Origin of the sequence: Natrarchaeobius chitinivorans, assembly GCF_003841505.1 — an archaeon.
GTDB classification, from domain to species: Archaea; Halobacteriota; Halobacteria; order Halobacteriales; family Natrialbaceae; genus Natrarchaeobius; species Natrarchaeobius chitinivorans.
On record NZ_REGA01000006.1, the window covers coordinates 99,068 to 123,689 of the forward strand.

26 protein-coding genes are annotated in these 24,622 nt (G+C 64.3%); 11 read left to right on the forward strand and 15 right to left on the reverse strand.

Annotated elements, in window-relative coordinates:
- The gene (locus EA473_RS09150; RefSeq protein ID WP_124195360.1) at nt 1-306 is read right to left on the reverse strand and encodes a MazG nucleotide pyrophosphohydrolase domain-containing protein; all 306 of its coding nucleotides are present in this window, start codon (nt 304-306) and stop codon (nt 1-3) included.
- A 99-nt stretch (nt 307-405) separates the two neighbouring features.
- Here EA473_RS09150 and EA473_RS09155 point away from each other — a divergent pair, with 99 nt between their 5' ends.
- Both EA473_RS09155 and EA473_RS09160 read left to right on the forward strand, forming a co-directional pair.
- The gene (locus EA473_RS09155; protein WP_124195361.1) at nt 406-1,224 is read left to right on the forward strand and encodes an inositol monophosphatase family protein; all 819 of its coding nucleotides are present in this window, start codon (nt 406-408) and stop codon (nt 1,222-1,224) included.
- A gap of 231 nt (nt 1,225-1,455) precedes the next feature.
- Nucleotides 1,456-2,052, forward strand: coding sequence for a DJ-1/PfpI family protein (locus EA473_RS09160; protein ID WP_124195362.1), 597 nt, complete (start codon nt 1,456-1,458; stop codon nt 2,050-2,052).
- A gap of 28 nt (nt 2,053-2,080) precedes the next feature.
- On the opposite strand, the gene EA473_RS09165 is transcribed toward EA473_RS09160, so the two are convergent.
- Together EA473_RS09165 and EA473_RS09170 are read right to left on the reverse strand one after the other, a co-directional pair.
- Entirely contained in the window at nt 2,081-3,610 is a 1,530-nt protein-coding gene (locus EA473_RS09165; RefSeq protein ID WP_124195363.1) for a TrkH family potassium uptake protein, read from the reverse strand.
- Nucleotides 3,611-3,773: 163 nt separating this feature from the next.
- Complete coding sequence (locus EA473_RS09170; RefSeq protein WP_124195364.1) at nt 3,774-4,040, reverse strand: hypothetical protein; 267 nt, start codon at nt 4,038-4,040, stop codon at nt 3,774-3,776.
- 285 nt (nt 4,041-4,325) lie between these two features.
- Between EA473_RS09170 and hisB the strand changes: the two genes are divergently transcribed.
- Nucleotides 4,326-4,913: an imidazoleglycerol-phosphate dehydratase HisB gene (gene hisB, locus EA473_RS09175; protein WP_124195365.1), complete on the forward strand. Its 588-nt coding sequence runs from the start codon at nt 4,326-4,328 to the stop codon at nt 4,911-4,913.
- Between the two features lie 15 nt (nt 4,914-4,928).
- Here hisB and EA473_RS09180 read toward each other — a convergent pair whose 3' ends face one another.
- Nucleotides 4,929-5,966 carry a hypothetical protein gene (locus tag EA473_RS09180; RefSeq protein WP_124195366.1) on the reverse strand — a complete coding sequence of 346 codons (1,038 nt, stop codon included), beginning with the start codon at nt 5,964-5,966 and terminating at the stop codon, nt 4,929-4,931.
- A gap of 94 nt (nt 5,967-6,060) precedes the next feature.
- Between EA473_RS09180 and EA473_RS09185 the strand changes: the two genes are divergently transcribed.
- Nucleotides 6,061-6,564, forward strand: coding sequence for an amino acid-binding protein (locus EA473_RS09185; protein WP_124195367.1), 504 nt, complete (start codon nt 6,061-6,063; stop codon nt 6,562-6,564).
- A 45-nt stretch (nt 6,565-6,609) separates the two neighbouring features.
- Here the strand turns inward: EA473_RS09185 and EA473_RS09190 are convergent, their stop codons facing one another.
- The gene (locus EA473_RS09190; RefSeq protein ID WP_124195368.1) at nt 6,610-7,005 is read right to left on the reverse strand and encodes a DUF7522 family protein; all 396 of its coding nucleotides are present in this window, start codon (nt 7,003-7,005) and stop codon (nt 6,610-6,612) included.
- A 269-nt stretch (nt 7,006-7,274) separates the two neighbouring features.
- Here EA473_RS09190 and EA473_RS09195 point away from each other — a divergent pair, with 269 nt between their 5' ends.
- The gene (locus EA473_RS09195) at nt 7,275-7,883 is read left to right on the forward strand and encodes an IMPACT family protein (protein ID WP_124195369.1); all 609 of its coding nucleotides are present in this window, start codon (nt 7,275-7,277) and stop codon (nt 7,881-7,883) included.
- Between the two features lie 267 nt (nt 7,884-8,150).
- Here EA473_RS09195 and EA473_RS09200 read toward each other — a convergent pair whose 3' ends face one another.
- The 6 genes from EA473_RS09200 to EA473_RS09225 all read right to left on the reverse strand — a co-directional run bounded on the left by EA473_RS09200 (nt 8,151) and on the right by EA473_RS09225 (nt 15,110).
- The gene (locus EA473_RS09200) at nt 8,151-8,495 is read right to left on the reverse strand and encodes a cupin domain-containing protein (RefSeq protein ID WP_124195370.1); all 345 of its coding nucleotides are present in this window, start codon (nt 8,493-8,495) and stop codon (nt 8,151-8,153) included.
- A gap of 337 nt (nt 8,496-8,832) precedes the next feature.
- Nucleotides 8,833-9,108: a hypothetical protein gene (locus EA473_RS09205; RefSeq protein ID WP_243645220.1), complete on the reverse strand. Its 276-nt coding sequence runs from the start codon at nt 9,106-9,108 to the stop codon at nt 8,833-8,835.
- A 784-nt stretch (nt 9,109-9,892) separates the two neighbouring features.
- Nucleotides 9,893-11,782: an excinuclease ABC subunit C gene (locus EA473_RS09210; protein ID WP_124195371.1), complete on the reverse strand. Its 1,890-nt coding sequence runs from the start codon at nt 11,780-11,782 to the stop codon at nt 9,893-9,895.
- 26 nt (nt 11,783-11,808) lie between these two features.
- Nucleotides 11,809-12,588, reverse strand: a complete 780-nt coding sequence (locus EA473_RS09215) for a hypothetical protein (protein WP_124195372.1) — start codon at nt 12,586-12,588, stop codon at nt 11,809-11,811.
- A gap of 84 nt (nt 12,589-12,672) precedes the next feature.
- Nucleotides 12,673-13,917: a two-component system sensor histidine kinase NtrB gene (locus tag EA473_RS09220; protein ID WP_124195373.1), complete on the reverse strand. Its 1,245-nt coding sequence runs from the start codon at nt 13,915-13,917 to the stop codon at nt 12,673-12,675.
- Nucleotides 13,917-15,110 (reverse strand): FIST signal transduction protein, encoded by a 1,194-nt coding sequence (locus EA473_RS09225; RefSeq protein WP_124195374.1) that lies wholly within the window; start codon nt 15,108-15,110, stop codon nt 13,917-13,919. Before EA473_RS09225 ends, EA473_RS09220 begins: the two co-directional genes overlap by 1 nt.
- Nucleotides 15,111-15,253: 143 nt before the next feature.
- Between EA473_RS09225 and EA473_RS09230 the strand changes: the two genes are divergently transcribed.
- The 3 genes from EA473_RS09230 (at nt 15,254) to EA473_RS09240 (ending at nt 17,601) form a co-directional block, all read left to right on the forward strand.
- Nucleotides 15,254-15,538, forward strand: a complete 285-nt coding sequence (locus EA473_RS09230; RefSeq protein WP_124195375.1) for a hypothetical protein — start codon at nt 15,254-15,256, stop codon at nt 15,536-15,538.
- A gap of 219 nt (nt 15,539-15,757) precedes the next feature.
- A complete protein-coding gene (locus tag EA473_RS09235) occupies nt 15,758-16,684 on the forward strand; it encodes an ABC transporter ATP-binding protein (RefSeq protein WP_124195376.1) in 927 nt (308 codons plus the stop codon).
- Nucleotides 16,681-17,601 (forward strand): ABC transporter permease, encoded by a 921-nt coding sequence (locus EA473_RS09240; RefSeq protein ID WP_124195377.1) that lies wholly within the window; start codon nt 16,681-16,683, stop codon nt 17,599-17,601. The genes EA473_RS09235 and EA473_RS09240 overlap by 4 nt, the downstream gene beginning before the upstream one ends.
- 30 nt (nt 17,602-17,631) lie before the next feature.
- On the opposite strand, the gene EA473_RS09245 is transcribed toward EA473_RS09240, so the two are convergent.
- The gene (locus EA473_RS09245; RefSeq protein WP_165875241.1) at nt 17,632-18,096 is read right to left on the reverse strand and encodes a response regulator; all 465 of its coding nucleotides are present in this window, start codon (nt 18,094-18,096) and stop codon (nt 17,632-17,634) included.
- A 270-nt stretch (nt 18,097-18,366) separates the two neighbouring features.
- On the opposite strand from EA473_RS09245, the gene EA473_RS09250 reads away from it, so the two are divergent.
- Together EA473_RS09250 and EA473_RS09255 are read left to right on the forward strand one after the other, a co-directional pair.
- Entirely contained in the window at nt 18,367-18,636 is a 270-nt protein-coding gene (locus tag EA473_RS09250) for a type II toxin-antitoxin system HicB family antitoxin (RefSeq protein ID WP_124195378.1), read from the forward strand.
- Between the two features lies 1 nt (nt 18,637).
- Nucleotides 18,638-18,889, forward strand: a complete 252-nt coding sequence (locus EA473_RS09255) for a type II toxin-antitoxin system HicA family toxin (protein WP_124195379.1) — start codon at nt 18,638-18,640, stop codon at nt 18,887-18,889.
- A 118-nt stretch (nt 18,890-19,007) separates the two neighbouring features.
- On the opposite strand, the gene ligA is transcribed toward EA473_RS09255, so the two are convergent.
- Both ligA and EA473_RS09265 read right to left on the reverse strand, forming a co-directional pair.
- Nucleotides 19,008-21,161 carry an NAD-dependent DNA ligase LigA gene (gene ligA / locus EA473_RS09260; protein ID WP_124195380.1) on the reverse strand — a complete coding sequence of 718 codons (2,154 nt, stop codon included), beginning with the start codon at nt 21,159-21,161 and terminating at the stop codon, nt 19,008-19,010.
- 86 nt (nt 21,162-21,247) lie between these two features.
- Nucleotides 21,248-21,622 carry a 2Fe-2S iron-sulfur cluster-binding protein gene (locus EA473_RS09265; RefSeq protein WP_124195381.1) on the reverse strand — a complete coding sequence of 125 codons (375 nt, stop codon included), beginning with the start codon at nt 21,620-21,622 and terminating at the stop codon, nt 21,248-21,250.
- 182 nt (nt 21,623-21,804) lie between these two features.
- On the opposite strand from EA473_RS09265, the gene rio1 reads away from it, so the two are divergent.
- Nucleotides 21,805-22,674 carry a serine/threonine-protein kinase Rio1 gene (gene rio1 / locus EA473_RS09270; RefSeq protein ID WP_124195382.1) on the forward strand — a complete coding sequence of 290 codons (870 nt, stop codon included), beginning with the start codon at nt 21,805-21,807 and terminating at the stop codon, nt 22,672-22,674.
- On the opposite strand, the gene EA473_RS09275 is transcribed toward rio1, so the two are convergent.
- Entirely contained in the window at nt 22,640-24,382 is a 1,743-nt protein-coding gene (locus EA473_RS09275) for a histidine kinase N-terminal 7TM domain-containing protein (protein WP_124195383.1), read from the reverse strand. The two genes, rio1 and EA473_RS09275, sit on opposite strands and share 35 nt — an antisense overlap.
- Nucleotides 24,383-24,622: the final 240 nt, after the last annotated feature.

Here is a 24,622-nt window from a genome sequence, read left to right on the forward strand (position 1 = left end):
TTACGCTCCCGACCCCGGCGTCTCGCTGTCTTCGATCCGCCGTTCGTACTTCTCGAGGGCCTCCTCGAGGGCCTCGCCCGCGTCGATTTCCAGCGAGTCGGCCAGCGCCAGCGCCGCGAACAGAACGTCGCCGATCTCGTCCGACGCGATCTCGAGGTCGTCGGGCGACGCGCCGTAGTCGGTCGACTCGTTCGCGTCCTTGCCCAGTTCGCCCACTTCCGAGACGAGATCGAGCAGCCTGAACGCGGGTGGCGTCTCGAGGTCGTGCGTCTCGACGAAGTCGGCGACCGCCTGTTGTCCGTCCATACGCGATTGTTTCGGTCGTCGGACAAGAATCGTCCGACTGGAGACGACGGCCGACCCGAATCGAAATTCCCATCTGGCCACGTACGAACCAGTAGTGTCATGGCCCCGCCACTCTCGGAACTCGAGGCGACCGCGATCGAGGCCTGCACCGCCGGCGGAAACTATCTGCGCGAAGCCTACCGCTCGGGGGAGACCGACGCCGAGCGCCTCGACCACGACGTGAAATCGAGCGCGGACACGGCGTCCGAGCGTCGACTCCTCGAGGTCGTTCGATCTCGCTTTCCGGACCACCGGATCGACGCCGAGGAATCCGGTATCCACGACGGTGACGGCGGAGCCTACGAGTGGATCGTCGATCCCCTCGACGGCACGAACAACTTCGAGTCCGGCCTCCCGTCGTTCGCGACGGCGGTTACGGTTCTCGAGGCCGGTGAACCGGTTCTCGGGGTCGCGTACGTTCCGATGCTCGACGACCTCTACGTCGGAACGCGCGGCGAGGGCGTCCGCTACAACGGTCGACCCGTTAGCGGTGGTGACGAGCGTAGCGGTCACGACGAGCGGAACGTGAACCCGTCGACGGCCACCGTCGTCTCCGTCATCGGCCACGACGTCAAACGCCGTCCGGAGCACGCAGCGATTTCGGAATCGATCAACCGCGCACTCGAGTCCCGGTGCAAGCGCCGCCTCGAGAGTTGGTCGCCGACGGTCCACTGGGGGCTGCTCGCCCGCGGTCGGCTGGACGGAATCGTCTGTTACCGTCCGGATCGGGAAGAACAGTTGCTGGGCGAACTGTTCGCAGCGGAGAGCGGACTCGAGACGGACGCCGGCGAGGACTGGTTCGTCGGTGCCTGCTCCCGCGAGTTGCTCGCGGGGCTTCGAACGGACGTCACAGAGGCCATCGACGCGGGCGGCCAGTAGTACGAGTCGGACGGCGGTCGGCGAGAAGTCGATCCAGAGTTAGTGGGCACCAACACCGGACTGCATCGGTAGTCGACAGCGCCGGACTGCATCGGCAGTCGACAGCGCCGGACCGCGTTGGTGGTGGGTTGGTCCCTCGAGTCCGTTTCGTGGGCAGCCCTCACGCGCACGACGTTTCGCGGCAGTTTCCCCAGGCACAACGCGTATCCCTCCCAGCGTCGAACTCCGGTTATGGTCGATATCTCCGCCGAAATCGTCCTCTTCGAGAGGTTCGACGAACTCGACGCGATCGGTCCGTACGAAGTGCTCGCAAACGGCGCGCAGGCCGGGGCGTCGATCGAGACGAATCTCGTGACGCTCGAGGAGACCGACGTCGTGACGGCGAGTCACGGCCTCCGCGTCGAGCCCCACGGGACGCTCGGCGAGCCGGATCTGCTGGTCGTCCCCGGCGGCGGCTGGACGACGGCGAACGAGGGGGTCCGTGCCGTCGTCGAGGACGGCGTCCTCCCAAAGGCGGTCGACGAGCGATTCGCCGCGGGTGCCACGGTCGCGTCGGTCTGTACCGGCGCGATGATCCTCGCCGAAGCGGGGCTGCTCGAGGGCCGCCCCGCGACGACCCATCACGTCGCCACGGCGGACCTCGCGGCCACGGACGCGAACGTAGTCGACGAACGAGTCGTCGACGACGGCGACGTCCTCACCGCCGGCGGCGTCACCTCCGGTATCGACCTGGCGCTGTGGCTACTCGAACGCGAGTTCGGCGACGACGTCGCGGCCGACTTCGCTCGAGAGATGGCACACGAGCGGCGGGGCGAGGTTTTCGGGTGAATCGCCTCGGCCGCGCGCCCGTCTCCCGTCAGGATCGCCAGAACGCCGGCAACAGGAGGACGAGGACGGGAACGATTTCGATGCGGCCGATCCACATCATGACGACCATAACCGCTCGAGAGCTGGCGGGAAAGCCGGCGTAGTTGTCCATCGGACCGGCCATCCCGAAGGCGGGACCGATGTTCAGGAAGATCGATGCGGCGGCACCGAGGGCTTCGAACTCGGTGACGAACTCGCCGGCTCGAGCCGCGTCGACGACGAGGACGATCGTGAGCAGGAAGAAGATGACGATCGCGAGCATGACGTAGCCGAAGACGTCGTTGATCGTCTCCTCGTCGATGACGTCACGTCCGAGGCGGATCGGGCGGACTGCAGCGGGATGAGCGGAGGTGAAGAGGTTCCGGCGAAACGCCTTGAGGACGATCAGCCACCGCAGCGATTTGATCGAACAGGTCGTGCTGCCGGCCATCCCGCCGATGAACATACAGAGAAAGAGCACGTGCTTCGCGCCGGGGGTCCAGAGGTCGAAGTCCGTCGAGGCGTAGCCGGTCGTCGTCACCAGCGAGACCACGTTGAACAGGCCGTGACGAATCGTCGGCTCGAGGCCCATCTCGATTTCGGGGTCGAACGCGAGGATGGCGACGACGACCGCACTAAAGCAGACGAGCGCCCCTAGATAGAACCGAAACTCTTCGGACTCGAAGGGCCGTTCGAACTCTCCGCGCGTGACGTAGTAAAGCAGGACGAAGTTGGTCGAGCCGACGATCATGAATGGCATGATCGACCACTGGACGATCGGCTCGAACGCGGCGATGCTCTGGGATTCCGGCGAGAATCCAGCCGTCGCGACGCTCGTGAGCGCGTGGGAGACGGCGTTGAAAAGCGTCATGTTCGGCGCGAGTCCGATCAGGTGGAGTCCGTAGAAGACGGCGACCGCGAGCACCGTAATTCCGACGTAGATGCCCCAGATGAGCCGGGCCGTCTCGGAGATGTGCGGTCGGAGCTTTCGGACGCTTCTGGTCTGCGTTTCGGTTTCCATGAGCTGGGCACCGCCGACCATCAGATGCGAGAGCAAGCCGATCGTGACGATCAGGATTCCCAGGCCGCCGAGCCACTGGATGAGCTGTCGCCAGAGCAAGATCGCACGCGACTGGTTCTCGAAGTCCCACCCGTTCATGATCGTCGCGCCGGTCGTCGTTAGCCCGCTCATACTTTCGAAGAGGGCGTTTATCGGCCCGTCGACGATCCCGGAAAACGAGGAGTTTCCGTCGGCTCCGAGTCCGGCGAGGAAAAACGGCACGGCTCCGACGACGGCGATGCCGAGCCACGTGAGCGCGACCATCAGAAACGCCTCTCGCTGGTGGAGTTCGCGGTCGTCGCTCAACCGCTCGAGAGCGACTCCGGCGACGACGGTGAGCGCGATCGCGACCAGAAACGGAACCGGGTCGTCGCCGTCGATGACCGCGAGCATCGCGGGGGCTACGAGCGGCACTGAAAGCCACTTCAGCACCGCCCCCGTGAGACTACAACTCGAGCGCCAGTCGACGCGGACTCTCATCGGTTACTGGCCGTTTTGCGCGGGAGAAAATAATGTGTTCGGAGACCGAATGGGTTCGGAGACTGGTTCGAACGGTACCGATTTGGAGACTGGTCCGGATGGTCTGTGCCTGTCACAGCGCGGTGGTTCGCTGGCGTTCCCCTCGAATCTCTATCATCCGGTTTCACTCCTGATTGTAGCCGTGGCCGACGTACAGGGCGAGGACGTTGATCGCCAGAAGGGCGAAGAACGCGGTCGTGACGCCGATATCGCCGAGGCCCTGTGCGAGCAGCGGGAGATGGACGAACGGGAGTGCAATCGCGACCCAGAACGACAGGAACTGTGCGGGGCCTTTGAGCGAGCGGACGAGACGACTGGTCCCGGATCGTCGATCCGATTCCGGACCTGACGGACCGATAGATTCGTTCGGGAGTGGAGAGTGATTTGACATCGAGTCGGGGCACCTCTTCGTACGAACGACATTCGCTCCTCCGATCATATAATGGAGTGAATATTGTCTTGGTTTCGGTCCGTTTTAGTATCGTAACCTGTGTCAACCACGTTTCTCGACGCTTTTAGAACGCCGCAGACGTTTTATAACCTGTTCTTAGCGGCCCCAGTAAAATTCGCACTCGAGTTCGTCTCGCGATGGGGCGGCTCGGATCAAACCCCGGCCGAAACGGGTCCTCCCACCGCGAGCGCAATCCCCTTGTACTGGTAGTGCGATCGCTTCGACATGAGCGAGCGAACCGCGACCGTAACGCGCGAGACGGCGGAGACGGCGATCGAGTGTACGATCGCGATCGACGGGGACGGGACTGCGGCGGTCGAGACGGGGATCGGGTTCTTCGATCACATGCTCGAGGCGTTCGCGAAACACGGCCTCTTCGACCTCGAGATCGACTGCGACGGCGACCTCGAGATCGACGACCACCACACGGTCGAGGACGTCGCGATCGTCATCGGGACGGCATTCGACGAGGCCCTCGGCGATCGATCGGCGATCGTCCGCTACGCCGATCGGCGCGTCCCGCTCGACGAAGCGGTCGCCGGTGCGGTCGTCGACGTGAGCGGTCGGCCGCGATATTACTTCGACGGGTCGTTCTCCCAGGACACCGTTGGGGAGTTTACGAGCGACATGGCGAGACACTTCGGCGAGTCCCTTGCCACCCACGCCGGCGTGACGCTCCACCTCGAGGTCGACGGCGAGAACGCCCACCACGAGGTCGAGGCGCTGTTCAAGTGTCTGGCCCGATCGCTCGACGACGCGACGCGGATCGACGACCGTCGGGACGGAACGCCGAGCACGAAAGGGACGTTGTAGCCCGCTCGGCGTCGGCTACGACCGGTGGAGTTTCCCGCCGCGTTCGACGAACTCGTCGGTCTCGAGTGCGTGATCGACGATCGCCTCGGTTTCGTGGGACTCGAGGTCGTACGCGCCGGCGATCAACGACTCGACGGCCCCGCGTTCCATCGGAAACTCCCGATTTTGCAGCAGTCGGACCGCTTTGGCGTATCTTCGCGGCCTCGTCTGCTTGCTCGCGTTCCTCGAGTCGGTTGCTGTCGTCGTCTGCTTGCTCGCGTTCCTCGAGTCGGTTGCTGTCGTCGTTTCCCGTCGAGAACCGGCGTTCGAGTCGACCGATTCGGAACGGTGGGTCGATCCGTTTTGTTCTCCTTCGGAGCGTCGGGCCGATGCGCCTTCGTCCCCTTCGGAGCGACGGGTCGATCCGCCTTCGCCCTCTTCGGGTGGTCGCTCTGACTCCGACACGGAGTCGTCTTGTTCGACTGTTTCCCTCGAGTTCGAACTGGGCTCGTCGCGTTCACCAGCGCCATTGGACTCGTCGCGTTCACCAGTTCCCTCCGGTTCCGGACTCGGCTCGCCTTGCTCGAGTGTAATTCCCGTTTTCGCGTTCGGTTCGGGTTCGCCCTCGGAGACGGTCGCGTTCGGGCTCGCCGTTCGGTCTCGTTTCCGCGTCGTCTCGTTTGCGGAGGCGACGACGGTTCCCGACTCGCTTTCAGGTGCGTCCGGGTCGTCTTTCGGTTTCGGTTCTGGACCGTTTCGGTCTTCCGCCGTCGAGCTGTTTCGGTCTTCCGCCGTCGAACTGCGTCGGTCTTCCGCCGTCGAACTGCGTCGGTCTTCCGTGGCCGACCCGCCCAGGTTTTCTGGCGTCGATCGGCCTCCGCTCGTGGACGGATCGCCCGTCGCGCCGGCCCGGGCGAGCAACGGCTCGAGCAGCGCCTCGAGTTGGTCTTTGCACTCGCGACAGAGGACGACGCGGCGTTGTTCGTCCTCCGTCGGCTCGAGTTCCGCCGGGAGGACCTCGAACGTCCCGGCGGCGTCGTCCTCACAGAAGTCACAGCTGCGAAGTGCTCGCATGAGCGGGGGTAGTACTCGCCACCCTAAAAACGTCAGTCAGACGGTTCCGTCTCAACCACCGACCATTATACGGACGGGGCCGTAGATCCGGCAAATGTTCGACGAGATCATGGAGAAGTTCGAGGGGTCGCCGAGCCAGCAGGCGGTCATCCGCCTGTTACTCGAGCGCGGCTTCTCCGTCAACGACGAGGGTCGAGTCGTCTCGGGCGGCATCGAGATTCCGAACACGGGAATCGCACGCGAAATCGACGTGGATCGGCGGGTCGTCGACTCGACGACCGACACCATTCTCGAGGATCCCGAACTCCGGCGGATCTTCCAGAACATCTCGCAAGTGCCGAGTCTGATGGATCTCGCGCCCGTTCTCGACCTCACCGTGTTGTCGATCGCGGTGGCGGATCCGGAGTCCAAGGGTATCGTCGCCGGCGTCACCGGCACGCTCGCGGACAACGACGTCTCGATCCGCCAGACGATCAGCGAGGATCCGGAGTTCACCGACGAACCCCGGCTCTACCTCATCACCGACCAGGAACTGTCGGGCGAAGCCATCACGGCGTTGCGAAACCTCGAGTTCGTGCGCAAGATCGAAATTCAGTGACCGGGAAGCGGGTGGTCGGCCGCCGTCGCCCGGCTATTTCCTCCGTCAGCCGCCGTTGCCCGGATCCGCGTCGCCGAGGATCGCCGCGAGTGCGCTCGTGAGCTCCTCGAACCGTTCGATCGAGAGTTCGTCCGTGGTGACCCAGGTGCCGTGGTCGCCCCGGATCACCCGCGTCAGGTAGCCGTTCTCGAACATGCGAATCGTCGCCTCGTACTCGCCGAGTTCGGTGTTGCGGTAAGCCGACTGCGACCGGAATCCGAACCGCTCGTGGTCCGCGAAGCCGACCAAATCGGCCGTCTGCTCGAGGTCGGCACGAAGGTACAGCTGGTCGACCCGGTCTTCGGTGAAGTAGGCGATACTCCGGAGTTCGTCGCCGACGGTCGTCCGACAGGCGCTGATCAGTTCGTCCGCAATCGGGGGCTCGCTCGAGTCCGGCGTCATGGGACGGAACACCACGCCCAGGCCAATAGCTTCGGGGGAGGGCGTGACGGCTTCGGGGGAAGGCGTGACGGCTTCGGGGAAAGATGTGACAGCCTCGAGTTGGGTGTGACGGCCCCGGAGAAGGACGTAACGACTTCGAGGGAAACGGCGACGGTTCCGCGTGGATCGGACCGATGCGCTCTTTTCGGCGGCGAAACTACCGCCGCTATGGTCGACGACCCGGACACGCGCGGTGACGGCGGGACGCGATCCGAACGCGGTGACCGGCCGTGAGCCGCTCGTTTCGAACGCTCGAGGAGCCCGCGACGGCCGAGTTCGTCGTCCAGGGGTCCGAATTCATCGGTCACGCCCGGCCGGTCGACTCCGTCGACGCCGCCGAGGCGTTCGTCGACGCGATCGAGTCCGAGTACGACGACGCCACGCACAACGTCCCCGCCTACCGGGTGCGGGCCGACGCCGACGGCGACCTCCTGCGGGAGTACTCGAGCGACGACGGCGAGCCGTCGGGGTCGGCCGGAAAGCCGGCGCTGAACGTCCTCACGCAGCAGGATATCGAGAACTGTGCGGTCGTCGTCACCCGCTACTACGGCGGCACCAACCTGGGCGTCGGCGGCCTCGTACGGGCGTACTCACGGGCGGTCAAAGACGCGGTCGACGCGGCTGGGATCGTCGAACGCCGGCCCCACGAAACCCTCTCGATCACCGTCGAGTACGACGACTCGGGGACGGTTCGGAGCATCCTCGAGAGCGAGGGCCACGAGTTCGACGCCGATTACGGAGCCGACGTCTCGTTTTCGGTTCGGGTTCCCCTCGCAGAGAGCGCGGCCCTGCGGGATCGGCTCAACAGCGCCACCAGCGGCCGGGTCGACCTCGAGTGAGTGGGTGGGTTCCGGGTGCTCGAGCAAGTGATAGGGGGTAGCGTCGATTCTCATACGTTTCGGTGTGGAAGATCACGGATACGTGTAATCCGGTGTGATGAATATCGAGGATGGATGCAGCAAACGGACTCCGTTTGTTCCAATATAATCACGCTGAAGCAGCCGATCAGTGGATCTGCGTAATGACCATCGATGGTTCTGCCAATCACAGTAGATAAGTTCTACAACATTCAACGCACGTAGACACAGGAGGGTTCGTAGGAGAGATTATTCGTCAAGTTCTTCCTCGAACCACACAACCTGTTTGTCACCTTCCACCCATGCATCGTGTCCAGGTGGAAGCAAGGCGACATCGCCTTTCTCGATTGTTTTCCGGGTCCCGTTTTCCATTTCAACAGTCATCTGTCCAGAGAGCATGTACAGGCGGTGTGGAGACGGGCACCACTCCGTTCCCATATCGGGACCGTTATCTCTGGAGAACTTCCATCCCGGTTCTGCCGTTGCCAACCAGAACTTCCGCTCTCCCAATTGTACACATTCACCTTTCGCATTCTCGAGAGTCATTGTCTCATCAGGTGACTCGAACGATTTAACCACTAATTCATCTATCATGGCAATTTGTAGCACGCTGGAAGAGGAGATAATTGTTTCACTGGACAGGACGCGCAATCGCTGTCTTCAGCGCGTCGGTTCTGGCAGATGGCAGGAAGATTGAATCTACGGCGTGACATCTACGACCTCCACTGATCAACCACACCTCTCAAAGATCGCCCTCAATCTGTGCCACATTCGCGCTGTGTATTCATCACCGCATATCTATCAGTCTGTAGAGAGAACTGAAGTAAAACTATGAATTGCCCTGCTAATCCCTATGAATAGTCGACTGCTCGAGTACCGCTGCCAGTCGGCACTCCCAGCGCCGGCCGTCGGAAAAACCGACAGTGGTCCGCTACGTTCCGTCGCCGTCGCGCTCGAGGACGTCGCCGGGGACCCGACAGCCACAGGGAGTGGCGACGTGGGTCGTCGGGCCGATGCTCGAGACCATGGCGATCGGCGTGTTACAGCGCGGACACCGCGTCGGGCCGTCTTCGTCGGGCCCGCCAGGATCGACGGATTCGAAGGGGTCGTCCGCCCAGAAACAGCCCGTCATCGGGACCTCCGATCGGCCGTTCGATTCGTCCGCGATCGACGGGGTTCCGGCGGCTCGAGCGGGACCCGGGTCCACGTGAGCGCGGGCGCTCGAGACGGCGGTTCGGCCGGCTGGCGGTCGCTTTTCGGTCGTGAACGGTACGCTCGTCGTGCGAGACGTTTATATCTCGCGAGCAGGAATGCAAACATGGCTTTCGAAGCCGGATGAGCTTGGAAGCCAGCTTCGGGTGTTCCTGCACCCGGGGCGTTTCAGCGCACGCCCCCGCGGCTCGTTGGAACTGACTTCCATCGTAGAATTCTGCGTAATGGCTATTATAATTTCCGATGGCAGCTTGAATAATTGTTGGTGATGTCGGACTGAAGACTCGAGTTCTCGATCACGGCCGGCGGGTTTTCCGAGGACTCGAAGATACTCGAGTGGGGATTTCTCGAGAAAGATCGGCTGTAGAAGCGCTAGTCTCCATTACTTCGAAAGTCGAAGTATTGGCTCGAGAGGCTCAGTTGTGGCTTCACGCATCCGTCGTCTTATGAAATCGCACGAACCAGATAGCGAGGGGCCGAGAGAGACGCTTCTACGTTACTTTGAAATTCGAAGTATTGGCTCGAGGCGTCGAGACGTCGTTCGCTCGAGCGCTCTGCTCGCACGAAACACGGGGAGTAGCCTCGTCCTCCCCAGCCGGGTCGCTCCCTGCGGTCGCTCCCCCCTCGCGCGGCGTCGACTCGCGCCTCGCGATCGCTCGGCGCGAGCCAGCACGCGCCGGGGGTACGGACGAGCGGGCGCTGACGGTTGTCGCGGCGTCGCACCGTTGGAACGTTCGGGCATTCGATCACGGATATTTTCTCACGAGACGACCGGCGCGTCACAGCCTCGAGTGGATCGTCTCGGCGGTTTTCTCCCCGACGCCGGGGACGCTCGTGAGGTCCTCGACGGTCGCCTCGCGGACGTTCTCGACGCTGCCGAAGCGTCCGAGCAGTCGCTTTCGCGTCTCGGGGCCGATGCCTGGCACGTCGTCGAGGACCGTCTTCACCTCGTCGCGGACCGTCCGGTGGTACTGCACCGCAAAGCGGTGGGCCTCGTCGCGAACGCGCTGGAGGAGGTGCAGGTGGGGGGCGTCGTCGGGCCAGTCGAACTCGCGTCGGGGGGTGATCACGCGCTCTTCGGCCTTCGCGAGCGCGACCGCCGGCACGTCCCAGCCGACGTCCGCGAGCGCGTCCCTGGCGGCCTCGAGCTGGCCCTCACCGCCGTCGATCACCAGCAGGTCCGGGTCCGGCCGGTCGTCGCGCCCCTCGACGGCGCGGCGAGCGCGCCACTCGAGTAGCGCCCGCATGTTGTCGTAATCGTCGTTCTGTTCGGTCAGTTTCTTCCGGCGGTAGTCGGCGGTCTCGGCGCTGCCGTCGACGAACGTCACGTTGCTGCCGACCGCCGACTTCCCCTGTGCGTGGCTCACGTCGAAGCCCTCGAGCCGGTGGGCGGCGTCGATCTCGAGGGCGTCGGCGAGCATGCCGCACTCGTCGCGGCCGCCGACGTTCCGCCGGGCGTTTTTCAGGGCGAGTTCGACCAGCTTCGCCTCCCGGCCCGCGCCGGGCACCCTGACGGAGACGCCTTCGGCCTCGAGCCAGGCCGCGACCTCCTCGTCGCCGTGGCGCTCCGGCAGGAGCAACGCGTCCGGAAGCTCGCGCTCGGCGTAGTACTGGACGAGAAACGCCGCGAGGACCCCGGGAACGCCGCCGCGTTCGCCGTCGCCTCCCCCCGCTGGCTGCGAGCCGGGTGCGTCTGCAGTCCCCGATTCGCGTCCCTCTGCTGCCTGCGAGCCGGGCGCGTCTGCAGCCCCCGAACCGGGTGTCCCTACCGACCCAGAACCCGGTGCCTCGAGCGCGTGTCGCTCCCTGTCGACCAGTTTGCCGTCCTCCGATCGGAGCCGGGCGACCGTCGCCGCCTCGCCCTCGATGGTGACGCCCAGGACGTCGACGGCCCGCTCGCCACCGACCGACTGAACGGCTTCGCCGCCCTCGCCGTGGAAGGCCTCGACCGTCTCCAGCCGATCCCGCAGGTTCGCCGCTCGTTCGAAGTTCTGACGCTGCGCGGCGGCCTCCATCTCCCGTCGCAGCGGGTCGGCCAGGATCCCCGTCTCCCCCTCGAGGAAGCGCTCGACCGCGGTGACGTCCTCCCCGTAGCTCTCGAGGTCGATCTCGCCGGTACAGGGGGCGGTACAGAGCCCCATCTCGTAATCGAGGCAGGGTCGATCCCGGTTCGCGTACTTGTGATCGGAACAGCCCCGCACGCCGTAGGTCTCCCGCAGGGCTTTCACGACCGTCTCGACTCGCCCCTTGTTCGTGTACGGCCCGAAGACGGTGGCTGCGCCGGAGCCACCGCCTGCCCCCTTCCCACTCTCGCCGTCGGGATCGCGAGTCACCTCGATCCGGGGGGCCTCGTGGCCGGTCAGCTGGACCATCGGGTAGGACTTGTCGTCTTTGAGCCGGACGTTGTACCGGGGCTGGTGGCGCTTGATCAGGTTCGCCTCGAGCAACAGCGCCTGCGTCTCCGTGTCGGTGACGGCGATCTCGAGGTCGTCGGCCCGGTCGACCATCCGGCCGATTCGCGCGCTTCGCGGATCGGCGTACGACCGAACTCTGCTCCGGATGTCGACGGCCTTTCCGACGTAGAGGGTCGTGTCGCCGTCAAGAAACTGGTAGACGCCGGGCTCGCGCGGCAGCGATCGCGCACGGTCGCGGACCCCGTCTGCGTTCATCGGCGGCCCTAGGGCGTCGGCGGGTTTCAGGTTGACTCCTCGCGGTCGCCCTCGAACCGGGCGTCCGCAGGCTCCGAGTCGAGTCGATCGGCGTCGCCCTCGTCGTCGACCCGATCGCTGTCGAACCCGCCGATCGACTCGTCCTCACCGACGCCGCTCCCCGAGTCGATACTCTCATCGGGTCCGAGACCACCACCGCCGGTCCCGATCCCACCGGGCGACGGTCCGAGGTGAGGGGCCTCCTCGAGTGCAAGGACGGCCGATCCGGCGTCGTCGCCCTCCGAGACGGCCAGTTCGATGTCGTCCTGTCCGCGGATCTCGAGTACCAGTCGACGTGAACGCGACCGAAGGTAGAGCAGGGCGAACGCCACGCCGATCCCGATCGAGAGGGTTCCGACGGCGAGCACCGCGAGGTCGACGAGGGCGAGCGCCGTCTCGACGGTGCCGACGACGTCGCTGGCGGCGTCTCCGGCCGGGTTCGCCGCAGGTTGTGCCCCGTCGGGCTCGAGGTCGGGAAGCGCGACCAGATCGACGAAGCTGACGGCCGCGCTCGTCGCGAGCAGGCCAGTCCCGAGGACCATCGAGACGACCGAAAACAGGAGCGGGCGGAGCCGCCCGCCGGTCTCGAGGGAGACGTCGCCGACGTTCGGCAGATCCGCGTGGCGATAGGACGGGCCGCCGCCGCGAGGGGTGAACGCGAGCACCCGATGTGTCGTGACGACGAACTCGCCGTTTCCCAGTTCGACGCGACACTCGACCCGTTCGCCGTCGTACAGCAACCGGTCGACGCGGTCGCCCCAGTTCATGGATTCGGTACTGGATCGATCGCCGACGGACAAGTACGTACGGGCCAGTTATCGATCGCCGACGGACAAGTACGTACGGGCCAGTTACCGATCGCCGACGGAGATCCCGCGAATCGCAAATCTCGCACCGCCGGTCCGTCCCTCGTCGACGTCGATCGCCCACCCGTGGGCGTCCACGATCGCCTCGACGATCGCGAGGCCGAACCCGGTTCCCTCCGCCGAGGTCGTGTACCCGTGATCGAAGACCTCCTCTCGTTTGTCCGGCGGAATACCGGGACCGTCGTCCTCGACGAACAGGACGCCTTCCTCCCATTCGACCCGAACGGTGACGTCGGCGGGTTCGCCCGCCGGAGCGTCGGCGCGTCCGTGTTCGATCGCGTTCCGAAACAGGTTCTCGAACAGTTGACAGAGCCGTTCGCCGTCGGCCTGAATCCGCAACCCGTCGGGAACGTCCACCTCGAGTTCCGCGGCCGACGTTTCGACGTACTGCCAGCTCCTCGAGACGACGGCCTCGAGTCGGACTGGACAGGGGTCGTCGACGATCTTCCCCTGGCTGGCCAGCGTCAGCAGATCGTCGATGAGAGTCCCCATCCGTTCCTGTGCGGCGATGACGCCCTCGAGGCGCTCGCCGACCTCCGGATCCGAACTGAGTTCGGCGGCGAGTTCGGCGTTTCCCTGGGCGACGGTCAGAGGGTTTCGAAGGTCGTGTGAAACGACGCTGACGAATCGCTCGAGCTGTTCGTTCTGGCGCTCGAGTGTCCGTTCGCGGCGCTTGCGCTCGGTGATGTCCGTGTAGATTCCATAGCCCTCGATCTCGCCGTCGAAACTCGAGACGACGACCGACTGGAAGATGAACGTCCGCCGTTCGCCGTCCGCGGTTAGTCGATCGATCTCCGTTCCGTTCTCGTCCGATCGGAACCAGAGATCGATCGGATCGGCTCGCGCCCGTTCGGGCACGATCAACTCCGGTAGCGACTCCCCGATCACCTCCGTTCCGTAGCCGAACGTCTCCTCGAACGCCGGATTGATCGCGGTGACGACCGGCGACGATTGGTTAAACGACACCGTCACCACGGGGTCGGAGATCTCCTCGAGCAGGGCGTCGAACCGGCGCTGGGCTTTCTCGCGCACCCGTATCTCGCTCGCGACGATCTCGAGGTAGCCGTCGGTGTTCCGACGGATCGTCTCGCAGATGTCGGCGACCTCGTGACTCGAGTACGTCTCCGCCCGATCGATCCCGAGGTCCTCGAGGGCATCGTCGACCAGCGAGCGCGCTTTTTCGACGCCGACCGTCTGGCCGAACGTCGAGACGAGTTCGTCGTGATCCATCACTCGGGGAGCAGGAGGGCGACGGTCGTCGTGTTGTGATAGCCGCTGAACTGTCCCGGACCCATACAGACTTCGCCGTACGTTTCGAATCCGACGAACGGCCCGGAGAGTTCACCCGCCATCTCTTCGACCGCGGTTTCGAACTCGTCTCCGAGCACGATTCCGCGACACGCACAGTCGTAAATGAAGCCGCCGGCCATGGGAACGTCGCCCGCGTCCTCGAGCGCTCGCCGGATCGTCTCGCCGGCGGATTCGATCTGGTCGTCGGGCCGTCCGTGCATCACCCGCAGGAACGTTCCCTCCGGAATGTCGACGGTAAACTGCATCGCCCCCGCCTCGTCTTCGATCCAGGGCCAGCGCATCTTGTACTGATCGCCCTGGTTGATACCGAACTCGAACTCACAGAGGATCTCCTGGAGGAGCGTCGAATTCGCGTCGAGTTCGTCGATGTCGACGTCGAACTCCTCGCGGACGGTTTCGCGAACGGCGTCCTTCCAGACCTCGAACGCCGGCTCGCCGTCGAGTTCGTAGACGGTCGGTCCGTCCGCACGCGTCACCTCGACCGGCTCCGAGAGCGGCTCGTGACCGTGTGCGACCGAGACGACCGGGCGGTTCTCCGCTCCGATCAACGCCAAGACGATGCCGTCTTCGACGACGTCGCCGTCGTGAAAGACGTACGTCGCCTCGAGGCGGTGATCGTCGGCCGCGGAGCCGCCCGCGATGGACACTTCGGGCCCGAGTTTCTGCTGGCAGATCAGGGCCAGTTTCTCCCCGACGCCGCTGAGCCCGTCGTGTAAGGTGATCGCCGCCGCGTAGGGGTGTTCGTCGACTCGCTCGGGCAGATCGCCGACGGCCTCCCGGACCGCTCGAGCGGCGTTCTCCCGAAGGCCGGTCCCCAGACCGGTGTAAAACGAGAGCGTCTCGCTCGAGACGAGTCCGACCGCGACGCCGTTTCCGACGGCATCCTCCGTAAACGAGCCGTTCGCCGAGCAGCCGATCACTTTCGTGTCGGGGCCGACGACGCGCCGGACCCCCGACAGAACCCGATCGAAGTCGTATTCGACGGGACAGAAGACCTGGCAGAAGTCCACCCGTTCCCCCGAAAGTTGTGCCAGTGCCTCCGTCGCTGCCCGTTCACCCGGATTCTCCTCCGAGCTTTCGGTTATCAGTGCTGTACCAACGGAAGTGGACATAGCACACAGTGAGTCGTCTCGGTAATTGAATGTTTGGTTCACATATTCTCGGACAGTTCGTGTGTGGTCACCCATCTCCGCGTGACGCTTTCGAACTCGGAACGAGCGTGACATTCTCGGGGCCAGCCCTCCTACACCCGGCCATGAACGATAGCAGTTCGTCCGGATCGACGGAACAGTGCTGGCTCGTCGAACGCGAGTTCGGCGATCGAAACGTCGTGACGATCGTCTACGCGACCGCCGACGGATCGCGGTATCTCCACCGGGAACGATCGACGGCGTCGCTTCGAAACGGCTCGCCGGTTACCGCGGCCGTCGAGGTTCCCGAGGACGACCTCGAGGCGGTTCGAGACGAGGACCGTCGGGAGCGGTATGCCACCGAGGCGAATCGAACCGAAACCCAGTTCGATCCGGACGATCCGATCTAGACGACCCGTTCTTTCCTCCCAGTTCCCCCCACACCGTTCTTTCCTCCCAGTTCCCCCCACACCGTTCTTTCCTCCCGGTTCCCCCGCACATCGTCCTGCCCCCGCACATCGTCCCTGCCCCCGTTTCACTCCGCACGTCGTTCTTTCCTCCCATTTCTCTCCGTATATTATCGATCGCGAGTGACAAACCTTATCGGGAAACGGCGTGTGCTCACAGCCATGCCCGCTATCACAGTCGACAGCCTGACCAAATCGTACGGTCAGACCCTCGCGCTCTCGGAGCTCTCTTTCGAGGTCCAGGAGGGCGAAGTGTTCGGATTCCTCGGTCCGAACGGGGCCGGGAAGTCGACGACGATCAACCTGCTCCTCGATTTCATCCGGCCGACGGCCGGCCACGTCGAGGTATTGGGAATGGACGCCCAGACGCACAGCCGCGACATTCGCGCCCGGACCGGCGTCCTCCCGGAAGGCGTCGAACCCTACGATCGGCTCACCGCTCGCGAGCACCTCGAGTTCGCGATCGAGTCGAAAAATACCAGGGACGATCCGGAAGCGCTCCTCAAGCGCGTCGGCCTGCTCGACGCCATCGATACGAAGGCCGGCGGCTACTCCAAAGGGATGTCCCAGCGGTTGATGCTCGCGATGGCGCTCGTGGGCGAACCCGACCTGCTGATTCTGGACGAGCCATCGACGGGTCTCGATCCGAACGGCGCACGCGAAATGCGCCGGATCGTCACGCAGGAAAACGAGCGAGGAGCGACCGTCTTCTTTTCGAGTCACATCATGGAGCAAGTCGAGGCGGTCTGTGACCGCGTCGGCATTCTCCGCGACGGCGAGATGGTCGCAATCGACTCCGTAGAGGGACTTCGCGACTCCGTCACGGACGGAGAGAGCCTCCGGATCACCGTCGATCGGATCGAGGACGACGCCCTCCACGCGGTCCGTTCGCTCCCCGACGTCTCCGACGCCGTCGTCGAGGGCGAGAACCCGCCCCGGATAGTCGTCCAGGTCGACGGCTCGAAGACGGCCGTGCTGGGCGAACTGGAAGAACGGGGTATCGAGGTCGAGGACTTCTCGACGACCGAAGCCTCGCTCGACGACGTCTTCCAGTCGTACACGGCGGATCGGGAGGTGACGGCCCGATGAGCACCGAAACCGGAACGACCACCGCGTCGGGTTCGCCCTCGAGTTCGATCAACCTCGAGAGCATCCGTGCGATCGCGAAAAAGGACTTTCAGGACTCGTTTCGCTCGTGGGTGTTCTGGGGGCTGAGCATCTTCTTTTTCACGCTTCTCGTCGCGTCCACGGGCATCATCTCTTATTTCGAGGGCGATCTCATCGCGGCGGAAGGCGCGACCACGGTCGTCCTCATCGATCAGGTAAGGGGTCTTACGCAACTCGTGATCCCGTTGATCGCGTTGATACTCGGCTGGAAGTCGGTCGCCGGCGAACGCGAATCCGGCAGCATCAAAATCCTGCTCTCCTTGCCTCACTCGCGAACGGACGTCCTCATCGGCAAGCTCATCGGCCGATCCGCCGTCCTCGCCGTCTCGCTGACCGTCGGCTTCGCGCTCGCGGCCGTCGTCGTCGCCGCGTTGATCGGGAGTTTCGACGTCGGCGATTACCTCGGCTTGCTCGTGGTGTCGATCCTCTATGGGGTCGCCTACACGAGCCTCGCGATCGCGGCGTCGTCGATGACCCGGTCGACGACGATCGCCGGCGCGGCGATCTTCGGGATCTTCGTCCTGTTTTACATCATCTGGGATACCATCGTTACGGCGATCTATCTGCTGATGATCTTCGACTATCTCCCGGACAACGAGACGATGGCCCAGGTCGTCCTCTTCTTCCAGAGTCTCGACCCCGGAACGGCCTACGCGACGGTCCTCTCGCTTGCAACGTCCGTTGCGGAGATGGACGACCAGACCGTCGCCGCCCTCGAGGCGATGTTCGACACCGTTCCGTTCTACCTGACCGACTGGTTCGCGCTCGTGGTGTTGCTGTTCTGGATCGTCGTCCCGATGGCGATCGCGATCATTCGGTTCGACCGGACGGACCTCTAAAAGATCTCTGGCCACCGCGCTCGAGGCTGTTTACCCGGTCGTCTCCGTCGGTGCCGGCGGATGTCGCGCCGACTCGATCCAGAAGTCTTCGATCGCCTGTGCCATCGAATCGAACTCCTCGGGGCTTTTGGGTTTGGTGAGGTAGGCGTTTGCGGCCTGTTCGTAACTCTCGACGATGTCGGACTCGCTCTCCGAACTCGAGAGGACGAGCACCGGCGGTGGCGGGTAGTCGAGTTCGTTTTTGAGCGTCTCGAGGAACGAGAAGCCGTCGACGCGGGGCAGGTTCAGATCCAGCAGGATGATGTCGATGTCGGTGCTCGACTCACTGTCCTGGTGGACGTGAACGCATTCCGTCGCCTTCGCCCCGTCGGTAACGGTGTGAAACTCGATCTCGCTGTCCGTCGATTTGAACGCTTCCTGCGTGAGGCGAACATCGCCCGGATTGTCTTCGACGAGCAGGATGTTCACCGGCTCGTCGAGTGTGTACTCGGTCATGGGGACTCGTCTAGCTGTTAGTAGGTCCGACGCGTAAGGCTGGTCCCTACACACGTTGTGGCTGCAGGCGTCTTCGCTGACGCCGTTTGGTAGCGATTCGCGTTCAAATCGGTGTCCCGATGGACCGGCCGGACCGCAACCGTCCCCCTCCCACGCCATCGACGGACAGAGGCCCATACCTCTGTCTCGCCACCTGTTCTGTTCGATTGGACCTAATCTTGGACGGGGAGCCGAACGTTTATGCGATTCGTCACCCAACGTACGAGTAGAATGGCCAGTTCGGCGAGCGATGGAGCCAGTCACGAGGACGAGATCCATCTGTGGCGTGAGGGCGATTGGTGGATCGCGACGGACGTGGAAACGGGTGTCACGAGTCAGGGACCGACTCGAACGGCTGCACTAAAAAATCTCGATGACGCAGTCACACTCCACCGAGACGGGAGCGGTAGAGCGCCGACCGACGAGGAACTCCGCGGACTGGAGATCGAACCCGCGGAGAACACGACCGGTGAAAGCGAACCGCCGGACGTCCTCGAGTAGGATGGCTCGCCGATCGTTTTCCGGTCGCGAGGTTGTGAAGGTTCTGGTCAACGCTGGCGGGTTCGAGTGGCGTCGAACATCCGGAGATCACGCTCAGTTGTACTACGAACATCCGACCAACGATGACGACAGGAGGCGAGTTACAGTTCCGTTACACGACGAACTTCGAACGGGGACCCTCAGAAACATCGCCAAGAGCGCGGGTGCAAACGAGTTCGACGAATTCTGTACGTGGATCGACCACAATTCTTGATGTCGTCAAAACCCGGTCCCGATGGGACCACAGACGGCTTACTCTTACCGCCAACGACTCTCACTACAGTCCGCCTCACTCTGTCGGCAAGCGGGAGGAAACCGATCACAAGTCGTTACTACTCGAGGCCGATCCCGCGCTCGGCGAGTAGCTCCCGAAACTCCGCCTCGTCGACGATCGGGACGTCGTTGGCCTCGGCGTCGTCGCGTTTCGTTTGGCCGGGATTCTCGCCGACGACGAGGTAGTCCGTGTTGCCCGAGACGCTCGAGGTCGCGTTGCCACCGTGGGCTTCGACGGTCTCTTGGGCCTCACTGCGGGTAACGCCCTCGAGCGAGCCCGTGAAGACGAACGTCTGTCCCTCGAGTTCGTCGCCGCCGTCCTCGACGTCGGCTTCCCGTGGTGAAACGTGTGCGAGCACGTCGTCGACCGCGTCGGCGTTGGACTCGCTCGCGAAAAAGTCGTGGATCGTCTCGGCGACCGTCTCGCCCACGTCGTCGACGCCCTCGAGCCGTTCGGGGTCGCACTCGGCAGCCTCCCGAACGTCCTCGAAGGTCCCGAATTCGCGGGCGAGTTCGCGGGCCGTCGCCGGACCGACGTGAGGGACACCGAGCGCCGAGACGAAGTCGGGAAGCGGCGGTTCGCGAGCCGAATCGACTTCGGCGAGCAGGTTCTCGGCACTCGTCTCGCCCCAGCCCTCGAGTTCGACGAGATCCGCGCGCTCGAGTTCGTAGAGGTCCGCGATGGAGCCGAGCAATCCCTCGTCGACGAGCTGGCGGACGGTCTTCTCGCCTAACCCCTCGAGGTCGAGACCGTCGTCGCTCGCGTAGTACTCGATCGATCGGCGAAGCTGAGCGTCACAGGCCAGCCCGCCCGTACAGAACGCCATCGGCCCGTCGCGTTCGATCGCGCTCTCACAGACCGGGCAGCTGTCGGGAAGTTCGTAGTGGCTCCCGGGTTCGTTCTCCGCCCCCTTCTCGACGACCTCCTCGACGTAGGGAATGACGTCGCCGGCTCGCTGGACGCGGACCGTGTCGCCGACGTCGACGTTCTTCTCGGCGATCTCTTCGGGATTGTGCAGGCTCGCCCGCGAGACGGTGACGCCGCCGACGTCGACCGGCTCGAGCAAGGCGACCGGCGTCACCCGACCCGTGCGGCCGATCTGGACCGCGACGTCGACGATCGGCGTCACCTCCGCGCGGGCGGGGAACTTGTAGGCGAACGCGTAGCGGTCGTGTCTGGCGGTTCGACCCAGTTGCTCGCGGGCCTCGCGGTCGTCGACTTTGATCACGACGCCGTCGATCTCGTAGTTCAGGTCGTCGCGGGCCTCGAGCAGCCGGTCGCGGTAGTCGATCGCCTCCTCGATGGGTGATCGGTCGTCCGCGCCGTCGGCAACCTCCACCCGGTCGTTGACGCGCAGTCCCCACTCGGGGAAGCGCTCGAGTTCCGCGCGGTGGCTCTCCTCGAGGTCGCTGGCTTCCAGTACGTCGAAGAAGAAGACCTCGAGCGGACGGTCGGCGACGACGGTTGGATCGAGCTGGCGGATCGTCCCTGCGGTCGCGTTCCGGGGGTTGGCGAACGGCTCCTCGCCGCGTTCGATCCGCTCGCGGTTGTGTGCCTGGAAGTCGTCTTTGGGCATGTAGACCTCGCCGCGGACCGCGAGAAAGTCGGGATAGTCGCCGTGGAGACGCTGGGGAACGGAGCCGATCGTCCGGGCGTTTCGGGTGACGTCGTCGCCCTCGCGGCCGTCACCGCGGGTGACCGCCCGCTCGAGGCTGCCGTCCTCGTAGACGAACTCCATCGAGACGCCGTCGAATTTAGGCTCACAGACGTACTCGAGGTCGTCTGCGTGCCCGTCGCCACGTTCGTTCGCGTCCCCGCCGGCGCGCAACTCGCGACGGACGCGCTCGTCGAACTCGCGAACGTCGTCGGCGTCGCCGCTCTGGTCGATCGACAGCAATGGCGCGACGTGTTCGACCGTCTCGAACTCCTCGAGGGGCTCGCCGCCGACGCTTCGGGTGGGGCTGTCCGGATGCGTGAGGTCGAAGGTCGCTTCGAGTTCCTGCAGCCGAGCGAACAGCGCGTCGTACGTTCGGTCGGCGATTATCGGGTCGTTCTCGACGTAGTACCGGCGGTCGTGTTCGCGGACCGCCTCGCGGAGCAGTTCGACCTGCTCTATGGCCTCCGCTTCGGAAAGCTGGTCGGCGGATTCGAACTCCGTTTGCGGATCTCGGAGGTACGGGTTTTCCTCGGCGTCCTCGTCGGCGAGAGACATTCGTTGCTCGAGGGTTACGCCGTGACCCCGTTAACGTTACCGTCGTTCGCCGACGCGAGCACTGTCCCCGTTCGCCGACGCGAGCGCTACCCCCACGGACTGTCGCCGACTTCAGCGCGGATCATCGGCCCGACCGCGACCCGACAGTCGGCTCGAGGGACCGCGATACACAGAAGCACGTAGCCGTCCGCCCGTTCGGCGGCCGTGAGCGCCCGGGGCTGGCGACGGTAGTCGAACGCTTCGGCTGCGTCGACCGGTTCGTTCGCCTCGGGCTCGTCGGGAGCGTCCTCCTCGACTGCGACCACTCGACCCACGCACGTCGTACAGGTCCCCTTCCGGCAGTCGGCGGGCAACCGGATCCCCTCGCGCAGGGCCACGTCGAGGACCGTCTCCCGTGGGTCGACCGCGACGGAATCGGTTCGGCCGTCGGGCCACTCGAGGGTCACGTCGTAGCTCGTCATCGCGACTCCCCCGCCGTCGACCGTCGGTCGTCCAGTCGGTCCATACGGATGGTACGACGGGCGGCGGCAAAAGTCCGTTCCGCTCGAGTGCGTACTCCGCTTGGACCGATCCCGACGCCTCGCCGGGGGCGAACCGGGCGATACCCAGTCTTTACCCGCACCCACCACGTAGCGACGAGTAGATGGGACAGGAAGCCGAGTACGGGCTGGTCGATCTCGAGGAGGTCGAAACCCCGGGCGACGAGTGGGAGGAGATCGACGTCTCGGATACGGAAGCCGACCGGATCGCCCGCAAGCGCGACCGCGAGTTCGAGCAGTTCGAAGAGCGCATCAAAGACGCCGACCAGTTCAAAGTCGAGCAGTCGGTGTTCGACGACGCGACGTTCGCCGCGCTGTACAAACTGGTTCAGGACGGCTACGTCGAGGCCTTCGGTGGCCCCCTCTCGACGGGCAAGGAGGCGAACGTCTACCACGCGCTCGGCGACGACCGCGAGGTCGCCGTCAAGGTCTACCGGATCAACGCCTCGAACTTCCGGCAGATGCGTGACTACCTCGAGGGCGACCCCCGGTTCGAGGGGTTAGGCGGGAAGAAAAAAGACGTCGTGCTCGCCTGGACGAAAAAGGAACTGGCGAACCTCGATCGTGCGAGAAAGGCCGGCGTCCGCGTTCCGGAGCCGATCGCCGCCGAGCGCAACGTTCTCGTGATGGAGTACATCGGCAACGAGGAGGGCCGCGCGCGACGGCTCGGCGAGGTCCACATCGAGAACCCCGAGACCGCCTACGGGGTCATGCGCGAGTACATGCGCCGGCTCTACGCCGCCGGAATCGTCCACGGCGACTTGAGCGAGTACAACGTCGTCTTCGACGAGGGCCAGCTCGTGATCATCGACGTCGGCCAGGCCGTTACCGTCCACCACCCTAACAGCCGGGACTTCCTCGAGCGAGACTGCGAGAACGTCGCGAGTTTCTTCGCCCGACAGGGACTTGACGCCGATCCCGACGAGCTACTCGAGTTCGTCACGAGTCCGGAGCCGGACCCGTCCCGCGACTGACCGCACCTTCCGTCGGAAGCTCGATGCGAGTCCGCGTTCCGCCGAGGTCGGGGTCGTCGTCGATCGTCAGCGAACCGCCGGATTTCCGGACGATGAGGTCGACCATCCAGAGGCCGATTCCCGACCCGTGTTTGAGGTCGGTCTCCTCGCCGGCGTGAAGCGTTTCGATCTCGTACGGGTCTGTTCCGGGGCCGTTGTCCGCGACGACGAGTTCGACCGAACCGTTCGTCGATCGCGCCCGGATGACGACCCGGACCGACTCCGCCCCGTTTTCGTGGTGGACGATCGCGTTCTGGACGAGTTCGTCGAGCGCTCTGCCGATACTCGGGTGGGCGACGGCCGTAAGCTCCGACGGGACGTCGGTGTCGATGTCGACGGATCGGTGGCCGGTAGCGTACGGCTGTGCGTGCCGGCGGACGAGCGACTCGATCCGGACGGACTCGAGGGTTCTGTCGACGTCGATTATCGCCTCGAGTTCTTTCGCTTTCTCGCTGTGTCGCAGGATACGATCGGTGTTCGCCACGATTTCGCCGACGTGGTCGTCGACGTCGCCGTCGTCCGCCTGGTGCTGGATCATCTCCGCGTGCCCGCGGAGGATCGTCAACTCGTTTCTGATGTTGTGACGAAACACCCGAGAGAGCACCTGCTTGAGCAAGTCGAGTTCCTGTTCTCGCTCTTTGAGTTCGGTGATGTCGCGCAACACCAGCAGCGACCCGGTGTCGGCCCCACCCTGCTCGATCGGCCGGACGTCCATCGAGAAGTGTCTCGTGCGCTCGTTCGCCCCGATTGCGATCTCCGTTCCGCTCGTGTGACCCCGTTCGTACTGCTCGAGAACCCTCGGATACTCGCTGCAGACCGACTCGAGGTCGTCGCCGATCGGGTCGCCGTCGACGTCGAACAGCGTTCTGGCCGCCGGATTGACGTCGACGATGGTTCCCTCGGTGTCGACGGAGAGCAACGCGTCGGGCATCGTCTCGACGGCTTTCCGCCGGCTGACCGGCGCGAGCGCGAACAGCTGGTAGCGAAACAGCGCGAGCCCCCAGAGGACGGTCGTGACGAGAAACAGCAGGGGCGTCAGGTCGACGTACGGCGGAATCGCCTCGACGTTTCTGAACAGGTGCGTGTTGAGCGCGCCCGGAAAGCCGATGGCCCACCCGCCGAGGAGCAACAATAGCTGGTTGCGGTGATCCCCGACGGCCGAGCGGAGGTCCTGTGCGAGGAGTCCGGCGGGGACCATCACCATCGCCACCGCGAACCCGATGTGGACGATGTACCACGGCCCGAGGACGAGTTCGCTGATACCGGCCGGATTCGCCGGCGTCTCCGCTGTGAGCACCAGGTGGTGCCACGGGTTCGTCGCGGTCAGTACGACGGTCACAGCGGGGATGATCAACAGTGCGAGGATCGACGATCGCTTCAGCGATACCCGGTCCCGTCTGGTATATTCCCAGACGAGCAACGGCCAGCCAAAGATGACGAGCAACTGGAACAGGTGTCGAATCGTCGTGTTCACGAACACCGGCATGACCTGTGTCGGCCACGTGATCAACGCCAGCTGGATCGACCAGCCGGCCATTCCGAGTTCACACAGCGCGAACCCTCGAGCCCCCGGCTCCGCTCGCTTTCGAAACGCGTAAACCGCGACTCCGGCGATCGGCACGGCACAGATCAGCATGAAAAACGTCATCGACTGTGCTGCGCTCGTCATTGACCGATCACTCAGACGAGTGGGTTCCTCATAATTATATGTGGGGGTCGTTTAGATCTTCACTCTCGGCACCGATATAGTAACAGCTGAAACGATTTACACTCCTGATCGCTAGACGTAGCGACAATGGGTGATTCATACGGATTGCTGTAACTGTTCATCGGAGCGACCGCGGGACGGCGCCCGGTCGCTCCGGTAACGACGTACAGCAAACCGTATCACTCGGTGCAGTCGTCACTA